We start from the raw sequence: 21657 nt of genomic DNA, 5'->3' as shown, positions 1-21657 counted from the left end.
TAACGTCGCGTTGACGCACGCCGCGAACTCATGGATCCCGGATTCGCTCCCGCGTAGCGAAGCTCGACCACTCCCACGGCAGCACCGGCGTCTCATAGCGATGAAAGACGTTCTTGTGAAAATGATTTGCGAAGCCTAACCTCGGTCAGGCTCACGCCGTACGATCCAACCATCATGAACACCAGTATTTTTGGGTGCGGCGATCATCTCAAGCTGGCTGATGCAGCACATACAAAACTCATATTTGAACGGCATCGGACGTGACGCGCGCAACACGTCATATTTGAGAACTCTATGAACTTCGTGACAACCGCGTGTGTGGCTTGCGAGAATGGGAGAGCATGACTGCAATGTCGCAACACGCAGGCGGCCAGCGTCCGCGCCAGGCCGTCCTCGGCCAGCTGCCCCGGATCTACCGCGCGGACGGATCACCCATTCGGGTTTTGCTGGTCGACGACGAGCCCGCGCTGACCAACCTGGTGAAGATGGCGCTGCACTACGAGGGCTGGGTCGTCGAAGTCGCCCACAACGGGCGCGACGCCATCGCAAAGTTCGACGCGATCAATCCCGACGTGCTGGTGCTCGACATCATGCTGCCCGACGTCGACGGTCTGCGGATCCTGGAGCGCGTCCGCGAGTCGGACGCCTACACCCCGACGCTGTTTTTGACCGCGCGCGACTCGGTGATGGACCGGGTCACCGGTCTGACAGCGGGCGCCGACGACTACATGACCAAGCCGTTCAGCCTGGAGGAGCTGGTCGCCCGGCTGCGCGGACTGCTGCGGCGTTCCAGCCGGCAACCCGCACCGACCGCGGAGACCCTCGAGGTCGGCGATCTGCGGGTCGACACCGCCAGCCGCGAGGTCACCCGTGACGGCGCTGCGGTGTCGCTGTCCACGACCGAGTTCGAGTTGCTCAGATTCCTCATGCGCAATCCGCGCCGGGTGCTCAGCCGCACCGAGATCCTCGACCGGGTCTGGAATTACGACTTCGCCGGCCGCACCAGCATCGTCGACTTGTACATCTCCTACCTCAGGAAAAAGATCGACTCCGGCAGGGAGCCGATGATCCACACCATCCGCGGCGTTGGATACATGCTGCGGCCGCCGGAATGACCCGGCAGCGCAACACGCCCCGGTGGCTCCCCCGGTCGCTGCGCCGCCAGTTGCTACTGGGCGTGCTGGCCGTGGTCAGCGTGGTGCTGGTGGCCGTCGGTGTCGTCTCGGTGGTCAGCCTGCGCGGCTACGTCACCGCGATGAACGACGAAGACGTCGCCGAATCCCTGGAGGCATTGAGCAACTCCTACAACAGGTACCTCGGCGGCGAACACACCGGGGAGCATGCCGGCACCCCGCCGCTGGGGCAGGCGATGCTGGAGTTCACCGACCAGACGCCGGGAAACCTCATCGCCGTGCTGCGCGACGGCACCGTCATCGGCTCGGCGGTCTTCTCCGAGGCCGAGGCGCGGCCGGCACCACCCGACGTGGTGCGCGCCCTGGAAGCGCGGTCGCAGGCCGACGGGCGGCCCCGGACGGAACACCTCGGCAGCCTGGGCACCTACCGGGTGGCCAGCCACCTCGACGGACCCGACCGGCTTCTCGTCGGGCTGTCGCTGCAGCGCGCCGACAAGATCATCAGCCGCAAACAGGTCACCACCGCGGCGCTGGTCGCCGCCGCCCTCGCGGTGACCGCGGCGCTCACCGTCTGGGTGGTCGGCTACACGCTTCGCCCACTGCGCCGGCTGACCGCCACGGCGGCCGAGGTCGCCGCGATGTCGCTGACGGACGGCGACCAGCGCATCAGCGTCCGGGTGTCACCGGAGGACACCGACCCCGACAACGAGGTCGGCATCGTCGGCAACACGCTCAACCGGTTGCTGGACAACGTCGACAGTGCGCTGGCGTATCGCGCCGAATCCGACCTACGGATGCGCCAGTTCATCACCGACGCCAGCCACGAGCTGCGCACCCCACTCGCGGCGATTCAGGGCTACGCCGAGCTGACCCGCCAGGACAGCTCGGATCTGCCGCCGACCACCGAATACGCGCTGGCCCGCATCGAGTCGGAAGCGCAGCGCATGGCGGTCCTCGTCGAGGAGCTGCTGCTGTTGTCGCGGCTGGGCGAAGGCGTGGACCTGCACCCCGAAGACGTCGACCTGGCCGGGCTGGCGACCGACGCGGTGAACGACGCGGCGGTCGCGGCACCGACCCACCACTGGGTCACCAAGCTGCCCGACAGCCCCGTGTGGGTCCGCGCTGACCCCGCCCGCCTGCACCAGCTGGTCAGCAACCTGCTCCGCAATGCCCGGGTGCACACGCCGCCCGGTGTCACCGTGACAACCGGGATCAGCTGCCACGACGTCCCCGCAGGCGGCCCCGGCACGCCCTACGCCGAACTGAGCGTCGCCGACGACGGGCCGGGGATCGACCCGGAGCTGCTGCCCCGGTTGTTCGAGCGGTTTGCCCGCGCGGACACGTCCAGGTCGAGCGGGTCGGGCCTCGGGCTGGGGCTCGGGCTGGCCATCGTCAGTTCGATCGTCAAGGCACACCAGGGCTCTGTCACCGCCGAATCCGCCGACGGCCGAACGGTGTTTCGGGTACGCCTCCCGATGATCGACCCACCCGACCGGGATTCCGCCCCGGGGGCGGCGCACACCTCCGGCTGATCCGCGCGCGGCGGCACCACGCCGGCCAGCCCGCGACCGCGGCGCGGGTCACCCCGTTCCGGGCACCTCCCCGGACCACCGACCCGGCCGGCACGGCCGCCCAGGGTGCCGCGGCCGCCCAGGCAACCGACACCCGCGCGGCCACGGCCTCGGTTCCGCAGACGCTGCAGAGCCTCGCCGCGCCGACGACCAACGCCTCGGGCTGCGTGGTGACGAGGACATGGGCTTCTCCTCACGAAAGACGAGCCGGCCGGCGAGGGTGGTTGTGTCGTGCTGCGGCGGACCCGCGGTTGCCAAATACCCGCAAACACGGGAAATTTCGACCGCTCCGCGTTTCGGCACCGGGCGCGGCTACCGAGTTACGGACGAACGCCAAAGCGCAACGTCGACGCGTGCGGAGTGCCGGCAAATCGCTTCCAAAACAATATGATTGGAAAAATTGCGGGAGAGAAGCGCGGCAATTGCCTTGATCCGTTTAACGGTACGCGGCAGCACCTACGACCGGCGCAGCCCTGCCACCTCGAGGTCGACGCCGCGTTCCAGGCTGCGCAGCAGTGTCGCGTTGTCGTCGAGCCAATCCAACGCGGCCCGAACTGCCCCGCAGCCGCGCCTCGTTCTCCTCGGTGTGGAAATCGTCGGCCCGGAGTTCGAACAGGCGCAGCAGCCATGGCAGGGTCACCTTCACCAGCAGCCACGCGACGAACAGGCCGAGCATCGCACCGCCCGCGGGAGCCGCGAGGAAGGTCATCGCGAGGTGGCCCGGCCGCACCGTGCCGGCCACCGCGATCCCGACGGTGCCCTGATAGAGCACCAGACCCATCCCGTCGTTGGTGAGCCCTTCCCCCTCGACCGTGGTCGAAAGCCGCTCGGGCACCTTCAGGCGCTTGAACACCGAGGTGGCCGACACCGGGTCCGTGAGTGCCACCACCACTCCGGCCACCAGCGCCGCCGCCAGTGAGACACCACCGATACCCACCATCACGGCGGCGACCGCAGCCGCGGTGGCCACCACCAGCCCGACCGCCAGCACCCGGATCGACCGGGCGTTGGCCCGCAGATCGTCCGGAGCGATGAACAACGCCGCGTAGTACACCAGTGGCGGCAGGAACACGTAGAAGATGGTGTCCGGGAAGATGTTCGGCGTGCCCACCCGCTGCGGCGCCCGGCGATCGCTACCTCGGACGTGTTACCCGGCGCATTGCACGGCCAACAGCTGAATGCGCTCGTCGCGGTCCGGAAAACCCCTCGTTTACCGGCGGCCGGCGGGAAGGTTTGCAGCCGATCGGTTTGACGGCGCGTGCCGCAAAGGCGCAGTGCCGCCGGTGACCGAGGTGGTCCCTGTGTCGGCTCAGCGTGTCAGCTGCGATAACGGCGCGGTTCGCCGCACCCGGAGCCATAGACTATGCGATTGACTCTCAAGCCAGGGAGGTTCACGGACCACCGGCGACGGGTGCCGATCGCGTGGCGCGGGGTCGCTCAGCGGTCGTGGCCAGCTAAAGGAGGTGTGCCGCACTGGACTTTGCGCTGTTGCCACCGGAGGTCAACTCCGGGCGTATGTACACCGGTCCGGGATCGGGATCCCTGCTGGCCGCTGCCGCGGCCTGGGACAAACTGGCCGCCGACCTGCACCTGGCCGCGGCATCGTACGGGTCGGTCATCTCCGGGCTGACCTCTGGGCCGTGGTCGGGTCCGGCGTCGGCGTCGATGGCAGCCGCGGCCGCCCCCTATGTGGCATGGCTGAACGGCAGCGCCGCGCAGGCCGAGGAGGCGGCCTCCCAGGCCAGGGCGGCCGCCGCCTCCTACCAGCAGGCGTATACGGCGACGGTGCCCCCGGCGTTGGTCGCGGCCAACCGAAGCCGGCTGCTGACGCTGACGGCACGCAACACCGTCGGGCAGTACGCGGCGGCGATCGCGGCCCTCGAGGCCCAGTACGCCGAGATGTGGGCCCAAGACCTCGCCGCGATGTACGACTACGCCGGCTCGTCGGCGGCCGCGACCACACTGACGCCGTTCGCCACCCCCCCACAGACCACCCAACCCGGGGGGCCGGCCAGCCAGGCCGCCGCCACGCAAGCGGCGGGCACCTCGGCCGGTACCGCGCAGAGGGCCGTAGCGAGCGTGCCGCAAGCGTTTTCGGTGGTGCCCAGCACGTTGCAGAGCCTGGCCGCGGGCGCGCCGGCACAGGGCATCTCGGGTACGACCGCGCTGAACGTGATCAGCGACCTGATCGCGATTTTTCTCGACGTGCCGGCCGACCTCACCACGTTCTTCCTGGACGTGCCGGCCAACGCGCTCAGTGTGGTGGGCTTTCCTTTGGACGTCATCGGAGCCGGAACCGGTCTGCACACCGACAACATCGTCAGCGGCTGGGCCGGCGAACAGCCCTGGCCGCTGTCGGGGGATCAACCCCCTACGGACTTCAAGGCGAGAATCACGGGCCCCATCGAGCCGGCGGCGGCGTCGTCGGCGGTTCTGCAGCCGGCCGCGGGTCTGGGCGAGGCCAATACGGTTGGGGCACTGACCGTGCCGCCGACGTGGACGATCGCTACACCGGCGGTACAGCCGATCGCGGTGACGCTGCCGGCGCTGCCGGCCACCGCCGTCGGCGCGGCCGTGGCCGAGGCCGCCGAAGTTGGGTCGGGCAGCGCACTCGGCGAGATGGCGGCGGCCGGTCTGGCCGGACGCGCCGTCGCCGGCACGCTGGCCGGCGGGCCCGGCAAAGGTGGCACGGCGACGGCGGGCAGCCGGGTGCGCGTCGGCACGACGGGTACGAGCGAGGGCGCGGCGCCCGTCGCCGGGGACGGAGCCTCGCAGAACAAGCCACGCACCGTGGTCACCGGCGTCGCGGCCGAGCTGCGCGAGTTCGCCAAGCTCCGCGACGAAGGAATCTTGACCGACGAGGAGTACTCGGAACAGAAGAACCGCCTGCTGGGGCGGTGAGCGACGCATCCTCGGTTCGGCTGGACACCAACTTCTGGGACGAGAGACACACATCGATGGATTTCGGGACCTATCCACCGGAGATCAACTCCGGTCGGATGTACACCGGGCCGGGAGCCGGTCCGATGCTGGCCGCCGCGGCCGCCTGGAACGAGCTGGCCATCGAACTCCGGGTGGCGGCCGAGTCGTACAAGTCGGCGATCTCGGACCTGAGCGCGTCGTGGTGGGGCCCGTCCTCGACGGCGATGGTGGCCGCGGCCGCGCCCTACGCGACGTGGTTGCACACCACCGCGATGCGCGCCGAGGACACCGCGACGCGGGCCCAGGCCGCGGTTGCCGCCTACGAGATTGCATTCGCCGCGACCGTACCGCCGCCGGTGATCGCGGCGAACCGAAGTTTGCTCGTGACGCTGGTGGCGACGAACTTCCTGGGGCAGAACAGCACGGCGATCGCGACCGCCGAGGCCCAATACGCCGAGATGTGGGCTCAGGACGCCGCGGCGATGTACGGCTATGCGGGGTCGTCCGCGTCCGCGTCGACGCTGCCACCGTTCGACCCACCCCGGCACAACACCGCTCCCGGCGGTGCGCTCGGCCGGGCCGCCGCCGCGGACCCGCCGAGCGCTACCACCGTGCTGGACCTGATCGGCAACCTCGCCACGATTTTTCCCGGCGGGCCGGCCAACCTGGCTACCGTCTTCGCCGTCGGGCCGACGGACATCCTGACGGGTCCGGTGAGCTTTCCCCTCAACGCCATCGGCACCGTGACCGGTCTGCACACCGACGACGACGTCAGCGGCTGGCAAGGCGTAGCACCCTGGCCGCTCCCAGGTGAAAGACCCCCCTCCGCGTTCAGGGCGCTCATCACGAACCCGGGCCCGGCGGCGGCATCCGGCGTGACGGCGGGACTGGGCGAGGCCAACACAATCGGGGCGATATCCGTGCCGTCGACGTGGACCGTCGCCGCACCGGCCGTGCGATCCGCCGCGCTGACCCTGCCGGCACCGCCGGAAACGACCCTCGGCGCCGCCGGGGAGGCGCTGGAAGCCGGATCGGGAAACGCGTTCGGCGAGATGGCCCTGAGCGGTATGGCCGGGGCGGGCATGGGCGGCGGTGCGGGCACCGGCGCCGGCCGGGACGGCGGCAGGCCGTCAGGGGGCACCCGGGTGCTGGCCCCGGCCGCGGTGCGGGCGAACGCCGGCACGGGCCCGACCGCCGACACGGCGGCCAAACCCTCGCCCGACACACCTCGGACCGTGGTCACCGGAGTCGCGGCCAGGATCCGCGAGATCGCCAAGCTCCGCAACGAGGGGAAGCTGACCGACGAGGAGTACGCCGAGGAAAAGAACCGCCTGCTCGCACTCTGAGCCGCGGGGGGCGATCCCGACGGCGTTAGGAAGCTGTTAGAAAACTTTCGACCAATGGCCCTTCCGGAGCGGCACCGTCTACCTTCAAGCTGACATGTGCGCAAGCTGACATGTGCCTCGACATGCGGCACGAACTGACGCGGAACGGAGACAGGATGGGCGTGCTGGGATTCATCGCGCTGACGGTGGTGGTGTTCGCCGTGCTCGGCCTGACGCAGAAGTTGGTCGAACGGCTTTGAGCTACGAAAACGTCGTCGGCTTGGTGCTGTCGATCCTGCTGGTGCTCTTCCTCTTTGCGGCCCTGCTGTTCCCGGAGCGGTTCTAGTGGGGGCCACGACCGCGGGAATCGTCTTTCTGGCCGTCCTCGTCGCGGCACTGGTGGTGGTGCATGTGCCCCTGGGCGACTACATGTTTCGCGTGTACACCGCGCAACGGGACTCCCACGTCGAGAAGGTGATCTACCGGCTGATCGGTGTCGATTCGCGCTCGGAGCAGTCGTGGGGCGCCTACGCCCGAAGCGTCCTGGCGTTCTCGGCGGTCGGCATCTTCTTCCTGTTCGGGTTCCAGCTCGTGCAGGACAAATTGCCGTTGCACCTGCACGATCCGGCCACCGCGATGACGCCAGCGTTGGCGTGGAACACCGCGGTCAGCTTCGTCACCAACACCAACTGGCAGGCCTACTCGGGCGAATCGACGCAGGGCCACCTGGTGCAGATGGCCGGGCTGGCCGTGCAGAACTTCATCTCGGCTGCGGTGGGAATGGCCGTCGCGGTCGCGCTGGTGCGCGGATTCGCCCGCCAGCGCACCGCTGAGCTGGGCAACTTCTGGGTCGACCTGGTCCGCGGCACCCTGCGCATCCTGTTGCCCATCGCGACCGTCGGCGCGATCGTCCTGGTCGTCGGCGGAGCGATCCAGAACTTCCACCTCAACGACCAGGTTGTCACCACCCTGGGCGGCGTCCACCAGACAATCACCGGCGGTCCGGTCGCCAGCCAGGAGGCCATCAAGGAGCTCGGCACCAACGGCGGCGGCTTCTATAACGCCAACTCCGCGCACCCGTTCGAGAACCCGACCGCCTGGACCAACTGGGTGGAGATCTTCCTGATCGCGGTGATCGGCTTCTCCCTGCCCCGCACGTTCGGCCGTATGGTCGGCAGCGCCAGGCAGGGCTTCGCGATCGCCGGCGTCATGGCGGCGCTGGCGCTGATCAGCTTCGGCGTGACGATGTGGATGCAGCTGCAGCACCACGGCACCGTGCCGAGTTCGGCCGCCGGGGCGATGGAGGGGGTCGAACAGCGTTTCGGCGTCGCCGACTCCGCCGTGTTCGCCGTGACGACCACGTTGACCTCGTGCGGCGCGGTCGACTCCTTCCACGACTCCTACACCAGCCTCGGCGGCATGATGACGATGTTCAACATGCAGCTCGGCGAGGTCGCCCCCGGCGGGGTGGGATCCGGCCTGTACGGCATGCTGATCCTCGCGGTGATCACCGTCTTCATCGCCGGGCTGATGGTGGGGCGCACCCCGGAATACCTCGGCAAGAAGATCACTCCCCGCGAAATCAAGCTTGCCGCAACGTATTTCCTGGTTTCTCCGCTCATCGTGCTGATCGGCACCGCCACGGCTATGGCGCTAGCGGGCGAACGCGCGGCGATGCTCAACGGCGGCCCGCACGGCCTGTCGGAGGTGCTGTACGCGTTCACCTCCGCCGCCAACAACAACGGGTCGGCGTTCGCCGGGCTCGGCGCCAACACCGACTGGTACAACACCGCGCTGGGGCTGGCCATGGTGTTCGGCCGGTTCGCACCGATCGTGCTGGTGCTCGCCCTGGCCGGCTCCCTGGCCAAGCAGGGCAGCACGCCGGATTCGGCCGGCACGCTGCCCACCCACCGGCCACAGTTCGTCGGGATGGTCGCCGGCGTCACGCTCATCCTGGTCGCCCTCACGTTCCTGCCCATGCTGGCGCTCGGGCCCCTTGCCGAAGGAATGCACTGATGAAAGCGACTCATTCGGGCCGCAAACAGGTACGGGGCGGCGTGCTCGACCCGACGATGCTGTGGCGGTCCGCGCCGCAGGCGATGCGCAAACTCGACCCGCGCAAGCTGTGGCGCAACCCCGTGATGTTCGTCGTGGAAATCGGCGCCGTCTGGAGCACGGTGCTGGCGGTCGTCGACCCGACGTGGTTCGCCTGGCTGATCGTGGTGTGGCTGTGGCTGACGGTGCTGTTCGCCAATCTCGCCGAGGCGGTGGCCGAAGGTCGCGGCAAGGCGCAGGCCGAAACCCTGCGCAAGGCCAAGACCCAGACCATGGCCCGGCGGCTGGGGAACTGGGAGCCGGGCACGGCGGGCGTGGAGGAAGAAGTTCCGGCACCGGAGCTGCAACAGGGCGACATCGTCGTCGTCGAGGCCGGGCAGGTGATCCCGGGTGACGGCGACGTGGTGGAAGGCATTGCGTCGGTGGACGAGTCGGCGATCACCGGCGAATCGGCGCCGGTGATCCGGGAATCCGGCGGCGACCGTTCGGCGGTCACCGGCGGCACCACCGTGCTCAGCGACCGGATCGTCGTCAAGATCACCCAAAAGCCCGGGCAGAGCTTCATCGATCGGATGATCGCGCTCGTCGAGGGGGCCAATCGGCAGAAGACGCCCAACGAGATCGCGCTGAACATCCTGCTGGCCGCCCTGACGATCATCTTCGTCTTCGCCGTCGCGACCCTGCAACCGGTGGCGATCTACTCCAAGGCGAACAACCCCGGCGTCCCGAACACGCAGGCGTTGGGCGCAAACGGCGTCACCGGGATCGTGATGGTGTCGTTGCTGGTGTGCCTGATTCCCACGACGATCGGCGCGCTGCTGTCGGCGATCGGCATCGCCGGCATGGACCGGCTGGTGCAGCGCAACGTGCTCGCGATGTCCGGGCGCGCCGTCGAGGCCGCGGGCGACGTGAACACGCTGCTGCTCGACAAGACCGGGACTATCACCCTCGGCAACCGGCAGGCGGCCGGGTTCCTCCCGATCGACGGCGTCTCCCCCGACCAGCTGGCCGACGCCGCGCAGTTGTCCAGCCTCGCCGACGAAACCCCGGAGGGGCGTTCGGTCGTCGTGTTCGCCAAGGAACGCTTCGGCCTGCGCGCCCGCACGCCCGGCGAGCTCTCGCACGCCCGCTGGGTGGCGTTTTCCGCCACGACCCGGATGTCGGGGGTCGACCTCGACGGGCACCAATTGCGCAAGGGCGCCGCCAACTCGGTCGCCGAATGGGTTCGCGGGCACGGCGGCACGGTCCCCACCCAGCTCGGCGACATCGTCGACGGCATCTCCGCCGGCGGCGGCACACCGCTGGTCGTCGGGGAGAGACGCGACGGCACCGCGGCGGTGCTCGGCGTGATCCAACTCAAGGACGTCGTCAAGCAGGGCATGCGCGACCGGTTCGACGAGATGCGCCGCATGGGCATCCGCACGGTGATGATCACCGGCGACAATCCGTTGACCGCGAAGGCGATCGCCGACGAGGCCGGCGTCGACGACTTCCTCGCCGAGGCCACCCCCGAGGACAAGCTCGCCCTGATCAAGCGCGAACAGGAAGGCGGCAGGCTGGTCGCAATGACCGGTGACGGAACCAACGACGCGCCGGCCCTGGCGCAGGCCGACGTGGGCGTGGCGATGAACACCGGCACCTCGGCCGCCAAAGAGGCCGGCAACATGGTCGACCTAGACTCCGACCCGACCAAACTCATCGAGATCGTCGAGATCGGCAAGCAACTGCTGATCACCCGCGGCGCGCTGACCACCTTCTCGATCGCCAACGACATCGCAAAGTACTTCGCGATCATCCCGGCCATGTTTGTCGCCCTGTTCCCCGGGCTCGACCTGCTCAACATCATGCGCCTGCACAGCCCGGAGTCGGCGATCCTGTCCGCGGTGATCTTCAACGCGCTCATCATCGTGGCACTGATACCGCTGTCGCTGCGCGGCGTGCGCTACACGCCGAGCAGCGCGTCGAAACTGTTGAGCCGCAACCTCTACGTGTACGGCCTCGGCGGCATCGTCGCCCCGTTCATCGGTATCAAGCTGATCGACCTGATCGTTCAATTCGTCCCAGGGATGTCCTGACATGAAGTTCTCGAGTTTCGTCCGCATCCACTGGGCGGCCCTGCGTGCGCTGCTGGTGCTCACCGCGATCACCGGCCTGGCCTACCCGCTGCTCGTCTGGCTGGTCGCCCAGATACCCGGACTGCACGACAAGGCCGAAGGATCGATCCTGACCGCCGACGGCAAGCCGGTCGGCAGCCGGCTGATCGGTCAGCTGTTCACCGGCCCGGCCGGCAAGCCGCTGCCGCAGTACTTCCAGAGCCGGCCCTCGGCCGCGGGCGACGGCTACGATCCGCTGTCCTCGGGTGCGAGCAACCTCGGCCCGGAGAACATCGTCGACGCACCGGGCAAGCCGAGCCTGCTCACGCAGGTGTGCACGCGCAGCGCCGCGGTGGGGCGCCTGGAAGGTGTGGACGGGTCGCGGCCCTTCTGCACGGGCGGCGGTGTGGGCGCGGTACTTTCGGTGATCGGCCCGCGCGACGCACGCGGTAACGTCGTCCACCCCACGCGGGTGGTCAGCGTCAACGAGCCGTGCGCATCGACGCCGGCGCCGTTCCTGGCCGGCTACGAGGGGGTGCGCGTCGAGTGCGCAAAAGACCGCGAGGACTACTCGATCGGACAGATCGTGCCCGTCCGCGGCGCCGCGCCCGCCGACCCGGTAGTGCCCGCCGACGCCGTCACCGCCAGCGGCAGCGGCCTGGACCCGGACATCTCGCCGGCCTACGCCGACCTGCAGGTGGCACGGGTGGCCAGGGCGCGTCACGTCGGCCCGGAGCAGATAAGCAAGCTCGTCGCGCAGAACCGGAACGGCCGCGCCCTAGGGGTCTTCGGCGAACCGACCGTCAACGTGCTGCGGCTCAACCTGCAACTCGACCACTGGTATCCGCTGCCCGGCTGACCGCTGGGGGATGATGGTTGACGTGGACGACCACACACCCAAGCGCGGGGAGCTGCGCATCTACCTCGGCGCGGCCCCGGGTGTTGGCAAGACGTACGCGATGCTCGGCGAGGCGCATCGCCGGCTGGAGCGCGGCACCGACCTGGTGGCGGGGGTGGTGGAGACCCATGGGCGCGCGAAAACCGCTGAGCTGCTTGAGGGTATCGAAGTCATCCCGCCGCGCTACGTCGACTATCGCGGCGGCAGCTTCCCCGAGCTCGACGTGCCGGCCGTGCTCGCCCGCCATCCGCAGGTCGTCCTGGTCGACGAACTCGCCCACACCAACACACCGGGCAGCAAGAACGCCAAACGCTGGCAGGACGTCGAGGAACTGCTCGACGCCGGGATCACGGTGATCTCCACCGTCAACGTCCAGCACCTGGAGAGCCTGAACGACGTCGTCGCCCAAATCACCGGTATCGAACAGCGGGAGACCGTGCCGGACTCGATCGTGCGCGAGGCCTCGCAGGTCGAACTCATCGACATCACCCCGGAAGCGTTGCGCCGCAGGCTTTCCCATGGAAACGTGTACACCCCGGAAAAGGTCGACGCGGCACTGTCCAACTACTTCCGCCGGGGAAACCTCACCGCCCTGCGGGAATTGGCGCTGCTGTGGCTGGCCGACCAGGTGGACACCGCGCTGGCGACCTACCGCGCGGAGAACAAGATCACCGCCACCTGGGAGGCACGCGAGCGGGTCGTGGTGGCCGTGACCGGCGGCCCGGAATCCGAGACGCTGGTGCGGCGGGCGTCGCGGATTGCGTCGAAATCCAGTGCCGAGCTCATGGTCGTGCACGTAGTCCGCGGCGACGGCCTGGCCGGACTCTCGGAGTCCCGAATGGCCAAGATCCGTGAGCTGGCCAACAGCCTCGACGCCTCGCTGCACACCGTGGTCGGCGACGACGTGCCCAGCGCCCTGCTCGACTTCGCCCGCGAGATGAATGCGACTCAGCTGGTGATCGGCACGTCGCGACGGACCCGCTGGGCGCGCCTCTTCGAGGAGGGCATCGGCCCGCGGGTCGTCGAGCTCTCCGGCAAGATCGACGTGCACCTGGTCACCCACGAGGAGTCCAAACGCGGATTCCGCGCGGCGTCGCTGACCCGCCGCGAGCGACGGGCCACCTCGTGGCTGGCCGCCTTTCTGGTGCCATCGGTCATCTGCGCGGTCACGGTGTTCGCGCTGGACAGCTACCTTCAGACCAGCGGTGCCAGCGCGCTGTTCTTCGTCGGCGTGGTGGTGGTCGCCCTGCTGGGAGGCGTTGCGCCCGCGGTCTTCTCGGCCGTGCTGTCCAGCCTGCTGCTGAACTACTTCCTGACCGCGCCCCGACACACGTTCACCATCGCCGAACCCGACGCCGCCGTCACCGAGGTGGTCCTGCTGCTCGTGGCGGTGGCGGTCGCGGTGCTGGTCGACGGCGCGGCCAAACGCACCTGGGAGGCCCGGCGCGCCTCGCAGGAAGCCGAGCTGCTGACGTTGTTCGCGGGGTCGGTGCTGCGCGGCGCCGATCTCGAGACCCTGCTGGAGCGCGTGCGCGAGACCTACTCGCAGCGCGCGGTCAGCATGCTGCGCGAACCCGGCGAGGCGGACCGTACCGCTGGAAACAGGAGCCATGTCGTAGCCTGCGTCGGTAACGACCCGTGCCTGACCGTCGACTCCGCCGACACCGCGATCGAGGTCGGCGACGACGAGTTCTGGATGCTGCTGGCCGGCAGGAAGCTCTCCGCCCGCGATCGCCGGGTGCTGAGCGCGGTGGCCCGGCAGGCGGCCGGGCTGATCCGGCAGAGCGAGCTGGCCGAAGAGGCCAGCCGGGCCGAGGCGATCGTGCGGGCCGACGAGCTGCGCCGGTCCCTGCTCTCGGCGGTCAGCCACGATCTGCGCACCCCGCTGGCCGCGGCCAAGGTCGCCGTGTCCAGCCTGCGCGCCGAAGATGTGGCCTTCTCCCCCGAGGACACCGCCGAACTGCTGGCCACCATCGAGGAGTCGGTCGACCAGCTGACTGCGCTGGTCGGAAACCTCCTCGATTCCTCCCGCCTGGCCGCCGGCGTGGTTCACCCGGAGCTGCGCAGGGTGTACCTGGAGGAGACGGTGCAACGCGCGCTGGTCAGCATCGGCAAGGGCGCCACCGGCTTCTACCGCTCGGCCATCGACCGCGTGAAGGTCGACGTCGGCGACGCCGTGGTGCTGGCCGATGCCGGACTGCTCGAACGCGTGCTGGCCAACCTGATCGACAACGCGCTGCGGTACGCGCCCAACTGCGTGGTCCGGGTCAACGCGGGCCGGGTGGGTGATCGCGTCCTGATCAACGTCGTCGACGAGGGTCCCGGGATCCCGCATGGAACCGAAGACCAACTCTTCGCCGCCTTCCAGCGGATGGGCGATCAGGACAACACCATCGGCGTCGGGTTGGGGATGTCGGTGGCGCGCGGATTCGTCGAAGCGATGGGCGGCACCATCCAGGCCGGCGACACCCCGGGAGGCGGCCTGACCATCGTGGTGGATCTGGCCGCGCCGCAGGAGGCCCGATGACCCGCGCCGGCGACGATACAGAGCGCAGCGATGAGAAGGAGCGGCGCCGATGACCCGCGCCGGCGACGATACAGAGCGCAGCGATGAGAAGGAGCGGCGCCGATGACCCGCGTCCTGGTGATCGACGACGAGCCGCAGATCCTGCGCGCGATGCGCATCAACCTGTCGGTGCGGGGCTATGAGGTCGTCACCGCGTCGACCGGCGCGGCCGCCCTGCGTGCCGCGGCCGAACACAAGCCCGACGTGGTGATCCTCGACCTCGGCCTGCCCGACATCTCGGGCATCGAGGTGCTGGCCGGTTTGCGGGGCTGGCTCACGGCGCCGGTGATCGTGTTGTCGGCGCGCACCGACTCCTCGGACAAGGTCGCGGCGCTCGACGCCGGCGCCGACGACTACGTCACCAAACCCTTTGGGATGGACGAGTTCCTGGCCCGGTTGCGCGCCGCGGTCCGCCGCGCCGCCGCGTCCGATACCGAGGAACCGGTCATCGAGACCGACGCGTTCACCGTCGACCTGGCCGCCAAGAAGGTCACCAAGAAGGGCGCCGAGGTGCATCTCACCCCCACCGAGTGGGGAATGCTCGAAATGCTGGTCCGCAACCGGGGCAAGCTGGTCGGCCGCGAGGAGTTGTTGAAGGAGGTGTGGGGCCCCGCTTATGCCACCGAAACCCATTACCTGCGTGTCTATCTGGCCCAGCTGCGCCGCAAGCTCGAAGACGACCCGTCGCACCCGAGACACCTGCTGACCGAATCGGGCATGGGCTATCGCTTCGAGATGTGAAGTCACATCAGCCACAGCAGTCCCTGGAAGTAAACGGCACTCTTTGCGCCCCCCTGTGTGACAGGGTTAAGTGAGACAGCAGCAGTAGCCAATCATCGCTACAGGGCGAGACAGGATCACCATTTTCCGTGACTATGACGATCGCATCCCTGGACGGGTGCAGTGATAATGACCAAGTGGACAACGTGCCCGATCCAGGTGCTCGGGCGCGGCGGCGCACGTTCACCGCCGAGTACAAGGCCCGCATCCTCGACGAGTACGACGCGCTGTCGGTGGGCTCGTCGGAGCGTGGTGCGTTGCTGCGCCGTGAAGGCCTGTACAGCTCGCATATCGCCGAATGGCGAAAGGCCCGTGATGCCGGCGCTCGGGAGGGTTTGTCGGCGAAGGGCAAGCCGAAGCGCAGCGCTGAGCAGGTCGAGTTGGACAAGCTGCGGCGGCGCACCACGCAACTGCAGGCTGAGCTGGATCGGACCAAGCTAGCGCTGGAGATCACGGGAAAAGCACACGCGCTCTTGGAGATGCTCTCCGAGAGCGCGGATTTCGAGCCGAAGTCCAAGCCGTGATCGGCGAGCACCTGCCCGACCTGGAGGCCGCAACCAGCACCAAACGGGCGTGCGAATTGCTGGGTGCATCGCGGGCCACGCTCCACCGCCACCGCAACCCACCACCACGGCCGGCACGGCGGGTGCGGCCCGAGCCACTGAATAAGCTCACCGAGGCCGAACGCCAGCAGATTCTGACGGTGCTGCGCTCAGAGCAGTACTGCGATCTGGCGCCGGCGCAGGTGTGGGCGCGACTGCTTGATGATGGTGTCTACCTGTGCTCGATTCGCACCATGTACCGGCTACTGGCCATTGCCGGGGAGAACCGCGAGCGGCGTCGCCAGCGCACCCATCCGGCGCGCAAGAAACCCGAGCTGATCGCTAACGCACCAAACCGGGTCTGGTCCTGGGATATAACGAAATTGCAAGGGCCACAACGGGGTATCTTCTATCAACTCTATGTGATTATCGACATCTTCTCGCGCTACGTCGTCGGCTGGATCATCGCAGAAGTTGAGGACGGTGAGTTGGCCAAAGCATTTATCGCCGACACCATGGCCCGTCACGGCATCGCCCGCGGCCAGTTGGCCTTGCACGCTGATCGCGGCACCTCGATGACCTCCAAGCCGGTCGCCCAGTTGCTGATCGACCTGGGGGTGGACCGCAGCCACAGCCGCCCGCACGTGTCCAACGACAATCCCTACTCGGAGGCTAATTTCAAGACCCTCAAGTACTGCCCGGCGTTCCCGGGCCGGTTCGGCTCGATCGAAGATGCCCGCGCCTTCTGCACGACATTCTTCGATTACTACAACCATGAGCATCGCCACAGCGGCGTGGGCCTACACACCGTTGCATCGGTGCACTACGGCACCGCAAACGAGATCCAGGCCCAACGTGCCGCCACGCTGGATGCGGCCTACGCCGCTAACCCCGCTAGATTCCGGCACCGGCGGCCCGCTCCACCGAAGCTGCCCACCGTCGCCTGGATCAACCAACCAACCCCGGAAGCACTCATCAAATCCGCGTAAGAAACTGTCTCACCGACCTTGACACGTTCCGCCCACCTCACAGCGACAACTTCGCCGCCGCCCGGAGGCCGAGCACTCGTTTATGCATTCGGTGTTCGGTGGAGCGCGGGATGTACCCCGGCCCGTACAGACCACGCCGGAGCCGGCGCACCCTGTCCCGTTCGGCCTCCCAGCGCAACGCATCCGAAACCGCCTTCGATGCCCGGCCGTGGACGCGAAAACCTTGTCTCGCCAGCGCATCGATCATCTCGGCGACGGTCGATCTCCCGTTGTGCGCCAGATGCATCGTGAGCACGTAACGCAACTCTATTCCACGCAGTTCCATTGCCGCACATTCCCACACCGGTACGACATCGCGGCAAGTGTCGCTATGAGGTGGGCACAAAGAGTGCCGTTTCCTTCCAGGGACTGGTGTGACGGGTGTGACTTCAGCCGGCGATCGACAGCACGATCCCGTCCAGGATGTCGTGCTCGCTGACCACCAACTCGCCGATGCCGGCCCGCGCGCGCAGTTCACGGGCCAACTCCTCCACCACGATCGCGCCGCCGCCGATCACGTCGGCCCGGCCCTCGTGCATGGGCCCCAGCGCGGCGCGCTGCGCCCGCGTCATACCGATCAGCCGCTCGCACACAGCCAGCAGGTTGCTGCCGGGCACGCGCGAAAGATGAATGTCCGCAGAGTCATACGACGCCATGTCGTGCGCCAGCGCGGACAGGGTGGTCATCGTCCCGGCGACCCCCACCCAGGTCCGCGCCTCTTCGACGGGCACCTCGCGCAGCGCGACCTCGAGACGCTCGCGCACCACGGAGCGCGCCGCCGCCACCTCCTGCGACGTCGGCGGATCGGAGTGCAGGCAACGTTCGGTCAACCGCACACAGCCGATGTCGGCCGAATGGCTCGCCGCCACACCGTCCCCGCCGAGCACGATCTCGGTCGAACCACCACCCAAATCGACAACCACGAAAGGCGCTGCAGCACTGTCTAATTCACCGACCGCGCCGCGGAACGACAACTCGGCCTCCGCGGCGCCGGTGATCACCTCCGCAACCGCGCCAGGGATGACGGCGCCCAGGACGTCGGCCGTCATCGCAAAGAACGCGTCGCGGTTGACGGCGTCGCGCGTGGCCGAGGTCGCCACCATCCGGACCCGTTCGGCGCCGTGCGCCCGCAGCAGGGCGGCGTAATCGGTCAGCGCGGCCCGGGTCCGCGCGATCGCGTCCGGCGCAAATTCACCCGTCGCGTCGACTCCCTGCCCGAGCCGAACGATCCGGGTCTCACGATGCACGTCGCGCAGCCCGCCGTCGCCGACATCGGCGATCAGCAGCCGAATCGAGTTGGTGCCGCAGTCGATTCCGGCGAGCCGGCTCACCATTTCCCCGCCTCCAGGACATCGGCCATCGCCGGCTCGGCGGCCAGCAACCGCAGCACCTCGTCGCCGAGTGGATTGCATCCGGGCCCCTTGGCCAGCGAGTGCGCCATCAGCACGTGCAGACACTTGACCCGGTCCGGCATGCCCCCGGCGGAAAACGTGGTCCCCAGCGGCTCGATCGCGTCCCGCTCGGCCAGGTACGCCTCGTGGGCCCGCCGGTACGCGGCCGCCAATTCCGGATCGCGCCCCAACCGCTCGGTCATCTCGCGCATCAGCCCCGACGTCTCCAGCCTGCTCGCGGCCGCGGTCAGCAGCGGGTGCGTGAGGTAGTACAACGTCGGGAACGGTGTTCCGTCGACGAGCCGCGGCACGGTCTTCACCACCCCGGGTTCACCGTTGGGGCAGCGGTAGGCGATCTCGAGAACGCCGCGCGGCTCACGACCGAGCTGGCGCGCCACCGCCTCCAGGTCGGCGCGGTCAACCACCGGGCGCGGCGGGGCTCGGTGCGGCCGGCGCCACCGGACCGGGCGATCCGGGTTCGGCCGGCGACGGTGGGGCTTCCGGCAGAGGGGCTTTGGCCGGCGGCAGGTGCGGGTCGTCGGCGATGGTGTGCCACAGCGCGGTGTACCACGGCTGGTTGCGGGCCGGTTTCGCGACCCCGGAACCAGGCTGCGGGGCGGCCGACTCGCCGGGCGGAAGCTGCACCTGGAACGGGGTGTCCCCGGGCATCACGAAGCCCAGACGCTCGCGGGCCTGCGCCGCGATGTACGCCGGATCGGCGAGCTTGCCCTTCTGCTGCTCGAGTTCGGCGATCTGACGGCGCAGCGCCGCCTGGCTGGCGGCCAACTGATCCATCTCGGTGCGTTGCGCGAAGTAGGTGCGCACCGGCCCGGCGACGGTCAGCGTCAGCACGCAGATCACCGCGGCCAGCACCGCGGCGCGCCGCGCGGTGAACCCCAGCCGCTGGTCGGCCCGCTGCTCGACGGACTCGGCGATCTGGCGCTTGATCGGTTCGACGACGTGCTCGGCCAGGGTCCGCGCCGAGTCGCGGCCGGCGTGGGCAGCGCTCTGCGACGGCCGGGAAACCTTGGCGGCGCGACGGCGCCGAACCGCGCCGCCGGGCTTGCCCGGACGCGGTGCCGGGGACCGGCGCTTGGGATCTGGCCGCTTGGCTTCGGGCATACCGCCTATTTCGTCTCCAGAGCGAACCGCGGAAACGCCAGGTCACCGGCGTAGCGGGCGGCGTCGCCGAGCGCCTCCTCGATCCGCAGCAACTGGTTGTACTTGGCGACGCGTTCGCTGCGGGCGGGCGCACCCGTCTTGATCTGCCCGCTGCCGACCGCCACCGCCAGGTCGGCGATCGTGGTGTCCTCGGTCTCGCCGCTGCGGTGGCTGATCATCGTGCGGTACCCGCTGTGGTGCGCGAGCGCGACGGCGTCGAGCGTCTCGGTGAGCGTGCCGATCTGATTGACCTTGACCAGCAACGCGTTCGCCACGCCCTTCTCGATGCCCTCCTCAAGCCGCTCGGGGTTGGTGACGAAGATGTCGTCGCCGACGATCTGCACCCGGTCCCCGATCGCCGCCGTCAGGGCGGCCCAACCATCCCAGTCCCCTTCGAACAGGGGGTCTTCCAGCGACACCAGCGGGTAGGAGTCGAGCAGGCCCGCGTAGAACTGCGTCATCTGCTCGGCGGTGCGGACGTTGCCCTCGAAGTTGTAGCCGGTGCCGTCGCCGTGGAACTCGTTGGCCGCCGCGTCCAGCGCCAGCGCCACGTCGGAACCCAGTTTCAGGCCCACCGCCTCGACCGCCGTGCTGATCAGGTCCAGCGCCGCGGTCGTACCGGCCACGTCCGGGGCGAAGCCGCCCTCGTCGCCCAGGCCGGTGGACAGGCCCTGCTTCTTCAACACCGACTTCAGCGCGTGATACACCTCGGCGCCCCAGCGCAGCGCCTCGCCGAAGCTGGGCGCGCCGATCGGCGCCACCATGAACTCCTGGATGTCGACACCGGTGTCGGCGTGCGCGCCGCCGTTGAGGATGTTCATCATCGGCACGGGCAGGATGTGGGCGTTGGGGCCGCCGAGGTAGCGGAACAGCGGCAGCTCTGCGGAATCCGCGGCCGCCTTGGCCACGGCCAGCGAAACGCCCAGGATCGCGTTGGCGCCCAGCCGCGACTTGTCGGGGGTGCCGTCGAGGTCCACCAGCGCCTGGTCCACCAACCGCTGGTCGTCGGCGCCAAGACCGATCACGGCCGGACCGATCTCGTCGAGCACGGCCTCCACCGCCTTGCGCACGCCCTTGCCGCCATACCGCTCGCCGCCGTCGCGCAGCTCGACGGCCTCGTGTTCGCCGGTCGACGCGCCCGACGGCACCGCCGCGCGCGCAAACGTCCCGTCACTGAGCGCTATCTCGACCTCGACCGTGGGGTTACCGCGGGAGTCGAGGATCTCGCGGGCCCCGACCTGCTCGATAATTGGCACTGGGTTCTCCTTGCATGGTAGCCGGTGCTGCACATCGCTTCGCGTTCAGCGATACATCCTGCTACAGCGGGTGGCCCGCCGCGTAGGCGGTCGCCCAGTCCCGGACCGCCCGCGCGTACACGCCGGAGTTGTTGTAGGCGCGCAGGGCGGTGACCCACCCGCGCGGGGTCGCGAGATCCTTGCCGCGCCAGCACAAGTAACCCGCCGCGGCCAGCGCCGCATCGTCGATGTTGTCGGGGCTGACGACCCCGTCGTTGTGCGCGTCGACGCCGTACAACCGCCACGTCTCCGGGATGAACTGCATCGGACCCATCGCCCGCGCCACGCCGTCGGTGTCGGTGACGTCTTCCTGGGCATCCACGATGCGCAGATTGCCGCCGGTGCCGTCGAGGCGCACACCCCGAATGGGCGGGCTCACATCCCCGTTAGCGGACAGCGTCGCACCCCGGTAGGTGCCGTGGTGGCTCTCGACCTGGCCGATCCCCGCCAGCGTGGTCCACGAGATGTGGCACTTCGGGTTCTCGACCTCGGCGACGCGGGCGGCATAGGCGTAGGCCTCCAGTGCGATGACGGGGATCTCCAATGTCCCCGAGCGTTGCTCGGCCCAGTCGCGCAACTGGTCGGCGGGCCGGCCGCCGCCGTGGGTGTCGACGGGCGGCACCGGAGCCCCCGCCGGGGGTGGCACGCCCTCGGGGATGAACAGGCTGAGCTGCCACGTGCAACTCGACGACGCCAGCAGCATCGCGGTCGCACCGATCACGGCGGCCGCACGCATCCAACGCCTCGGCGACACCACGCTCCCCTGCAACTCCCCTTGATCAACTTCCTCTTGTTCATCGTCCCACGCGTTTGCGGCGCACTCGGCGATTTCGAGGCAGCGACACCTCTCCAAGAAACCGATTCCGGCGAATTGTCGATTAGCTGCCGGCAATATCG

At 68.9% G+C, this 21657-nt stretch carries 19 protein-coding genes; 12 read left to right on the top strand and 7 right to left on the bottom strand.

Translation table 11 applies throughout. The features are described from left to right. The first annotated feature begins 341 nt into the window (after positions 1–341). Complete coding sequence (locus tag AB8998_RS07505; protein ID WP_369737294.1) at positions 342–1115, top strand: response regulator transcription factor; 774 nt, start codon at positions 342–344, stop codon at positions 1113–1115. Further along, a complete protein-coding gene (locus AB8998_RS07500) occupies positions 1112–2665 on the top strand; it encodes a sensor histidine kinase (RefSeq protein WP_369737293.1) in 1554 nt (517 codons plus the stop codon). Before AB8998_RS07505 ends, AB8998_RS07500 begins: the two co-directional genes overlap by 4 nt. A 475-nt stretch (positions 2666–3140) precedes the next feature. Here the strand turns inward: AB8998_RS07500 and AB8998_RS07495 are convergent, their stop codons facing one another. Continuing rightward, complete coding sequence (locus tag AB8998_RS07495; protein ID WP_369737292.1) at positions 3141–3815, bottom strand: cation:proton antiporter domain-containing protein; 675 nt, start codon at positions 3813–3815, stop codon at positions 3141–3143. A 362-nt stretch (positions 3816–4177) separates the two neighbouring features. Between AB8998_RS07495 and AB8998_RS07490 the strand changes: the two genes are divergently transcribed. From AB8998_RS07490 to AB8998_RS07445, 10 genes are all read left to right on the top strand, one after another. Then, on the top strand, positions 4178–5605 hold the full coding sequence (locus tag AB8998_RS07490) for a PPE family protein, SVP subgroup (protein WP_369741465.1): 1428 nt from the start codon (positions 4178–4180) through the stop codon (positions 5603–5605). Positions 5606–5661: 56 nt separating this feature from the next. Next, positions 5662–6972 carry a PPE family protein, SVP subgroup gene (locus AB8998_RS07485; RefSeq protein WP_420492653.1) on the top strand — a complete coding sequence of 437 codons (1311 nt, stop codon included), beginning with the start codon at positions 5662–5664 and terminating at the stop codon, positions 6970–6972. A gap of 122 nt (positions 6973–7094) precedes the next feature. Then, positions 7095–7211, top strand: coding sequence for a potassium ABC transporter ATPase (locus AB8998_RS07480; RefSeq protein ID WP_369737289.1), 117 nt, complete (start codon positions 7095–7097; stop codon positions 7209–7211). Beyond that, positions 7208–7297: a K(+)-transporting ATPase subunit F gene (kdpF, locus tag AB8998_RS07475; RefSeq protein WP_369737288.1), complete on the top strand. Its 90-nt coding sequence runs from the start codon at positions 7208–7210 to the stop codon at positions 7295–7297. Before AB8998_RS07480 ends, kdpF begins: the two co-directional genes overlap by 4 nt. Further along, the gene (gene kdpA / locus AB8998_RS07470) at positions 7297–8967 is read left to right on the top strand and encodes a potassium-transporting ATPase subunit KdpA (RefSeq protein ID WP_369737287.1); all 1671 of its coding nucleotides are present in this window, start codon (positions 7297–7299) and stop codon (positions 8965–8967) included. Before kdpF ends, kdpA begins: the two co-directional genes overlap by 1 nt. Next, the gene (kdpB, locus tag AB8998_RS07465; RefSeq protein WP_369737286.1) at positions 8967–11081 is read left to right on the top strand and encodes a potassium-transporting ATPase subunit KdpB; all 2115 of its coding nucleotides are present in this window, start codon (positions 8967–8969) and stop codon (positions 11079–11081) included. Before kdpA ends, kdpB begins: the two co-directional genes overlap by 1 nt. A 1-nt stretch (position 11082) precedes the next feature. Further along, entirely contained in the window at positions 11083–11958 is an 876-nt protein-coding gene (locus AB8998_RS07460; RefSeq protein WP_369737285.1) for a potassium-transporting ATPase subunit C, read from the top strand. Between the two features lie 10 nt (positions 11959–11968). After that, a complete protein-coding gene (locus AB8998_RS07455) occupies positions 11969–14524 on the top strand; it encodes a DUF4118 domain-containing protein (RefSeq protein WP_369737284.1) in 2556 nt (851 codons plus the stop codon). A gap of 102 nt (positions 14525–14626) precedes the next feature. Further along, on the top strand, positions 14627–15304 hold the full coding sequence (locus AB8998_RS07450; protein ID WP_369737282.1) for a response regulator: 678 nt from the start codon (positions 14627–14629) through the stop codon (positions 15302–15304). Between the two features lie 134 nt (positions 15305–15438). After that, a protein-coding gene (locus AB8998_RS07445; protein ID WP_369737281.1) for an IS3 family transposase occupies positions 15439–16874 on the top strand; the annotation gives its coding sequence in 2 pieces (ribosomal slippage) (positions 15439–15799 and positions 15799–16874; 1437 coding nt in all). 37 nt (positions 16875–16911) lie between these two features. On the opposite strand, the gene AB8998_RS07440 is transcribed toward AB8998_RS07445, so the two are convergent. The 6 genes from AB8998_RS07440 to AB8998_RS07415 form a co-directional block, all read right to left on the bottom strand. Beyond that, the gene (locus AB8998_RS07440) at positions 16912–17199 is read right to left on the bottom strand and encodes a hypothetical protein (RefSeq protein WP_369737280.1); all 288 of its coding nucleotides are present in this window, start codon (positions 17197–17199) and stop codon (positions 16912–16914) included. A 103-nt stretch (positions 17200–17302) separates the two neighbouring features. Next, positions 17303–18247: a Ppx/GppA phosphatase family protein gene (locus tag AB8998_RS07435; protein WP_369737279.1), complete on the bottom strand. Its 945-nt coding sequence runs from the start codon at positions 18245–18247 to the stop codon at positions 17303–17305. Next, positions 18241–18729, bottom strand: coding sequence for a DUF501 domain-containing protein (locus AB8998_RS07430; protein WP_369737278.1), 489 nt, complete (start codon positions 18727–18729; stop codon positions 18241–18243). Before AB8998_RS07430 ends, AB8998_RS07435 begins: the two co-directional genes overlap by 7 nt. After that, on the bottom strand, positions 18722–19426 hold the full coding sequence (locus tag AB8998_RS07425) for an FtsB family cell division protein (protein WP_369737277.1): 705 nt from the start codon (positions 19424–19426) through the stop codon (positions 18722–18724). Before AB8998_RS07425 ends, AB8998_RS07430 begins: the two co-directional genes overlap by 8 nt. Before the next feature lie 5 nt (positions 19427–19431). Next, on the bottom strand, positions 19432–20721 hold the full coding sequence (eno, locus tag AB8998_RS07420; RefSeq protein ID WP_369737276.1) for a phosphopyruvate hydratase: 1290 nt from the start codon (positions 20719–20721) through the stop codon (positions 19432–19434). 61 nt (positions 20722–20782) lie between these two features. Continuing rightward, positions 20783–21514, bottom strand: a complete 732-nt coding sequence (locus AB8998_RS07415) for a lytic transglycosylase domain-containing protein (RefSeq protein ID WP_369737275.1) — start codon at positions 21512–21514, stop codon at positions 20783–20785. Between the last annotated feature and the right edge of the window lie 143 nt (positions 21515–21657).

Source organism: Mycobacterium sp. HUMS_12744610 (genome assembly GCF_041206865.1).
In the GTDB taxonomy this organism is placed as follows: Bacteria; Actinomycetota; Actinomycetes; order Mycobacteriales; family Mycobacteriaceae; genus Mycobacterium; species Mycobacterium servetii.
The sequence above is the reverse complement of the archived record's forward strand: the minus strand, read 5'-3'. Positions and strand labels throughout refer to the sequence as shown.

What these genes read in the sequence shown, in the direction of transcription:
- AB8998_RS07485 (WP_420492653.1), top strand. Translation starts at nt 5,662, where the DNA reads ATGGATTTCGGGACCTATCCACCGGAGATCAACTCCGGTCGGATGTAC.
- AB8998_RS07435 (WP_369737279.1), bottom strand. Translation starts at nt 18,247, where the DNA reads ATGGTGAGCCGGCTCGCCGGAATCGACTGCGGCACCAACTCGATTCGG.
- AB8998_RS07480 (WP_369737289.1), top strand. Translation starts at nt 7,095, where the DNA reads ATGCGGCACGAACTGACGCGGAACGGAGACAGGATGGGCGTGCTGGGA.
- kdpB (WP_369737286.1), top strand. Translation starts at nt 8,967, where the DNA reads ATGAAAGCGACTCATTCGGGCCGCAAACAGGTACGGGGCGGCGTGCTC.
- AB8998_RS07505 (WP_369737294.1), top strand. Translation starts at nt 342, where the DNA reads ATGACTGCAATGTCGCAACACGCAGGCGGCCAGCGTCCGCGCCAGGCC.
- AB8998_RS07455 (WP_369737284.1), top strand. Translation starts at nt 11,969, where the DNA reads ATGATGGTTGACGTGGACGACCACACACCCAAGCGCGGGGAGCTGCGC.
- AB8998_RS07460 (WP_369737285.1), top strand. Translation starts at nt 11,083, where the DNA reads ATGAAGTTCTCGAGTTTCGTCCGCATCCACTGGGCGGCCCTGCGTGCG.
- AB8998_RS07425 (WP_369737277.1), bottom strand. Translation starts at nt 19,426, where the DNA reads ATGCCCGAAGCCAAGCGGCCAGATCCCAAGCGCCGGTCCCCGGCACCG.
- AB8998_RS07450 (WP_369737282.1), top strand. Translation starts at nt 14,627, where the DNA reads ATGACCCGCGTCCTGGTGATCGACGACGAGCCGCAGATCCTGCGCGCG.
- AB8998_RS07440 (WP_369737280.1), bottom strand. Translation starts at nt 17,199, where the DNA reads ATGGAACTGCGTGGAATAGAGTTGCGTTACGTGCTCACGATGCATCTG.
- AB8998_RS07500 (WP_369737293.1), top strand. Translation starts at nt 1,112, where the DNA reads ATGACCCGGCAGCGCAACACGCCCCGGTGGCTCCCCCGGTCGCTGCGC.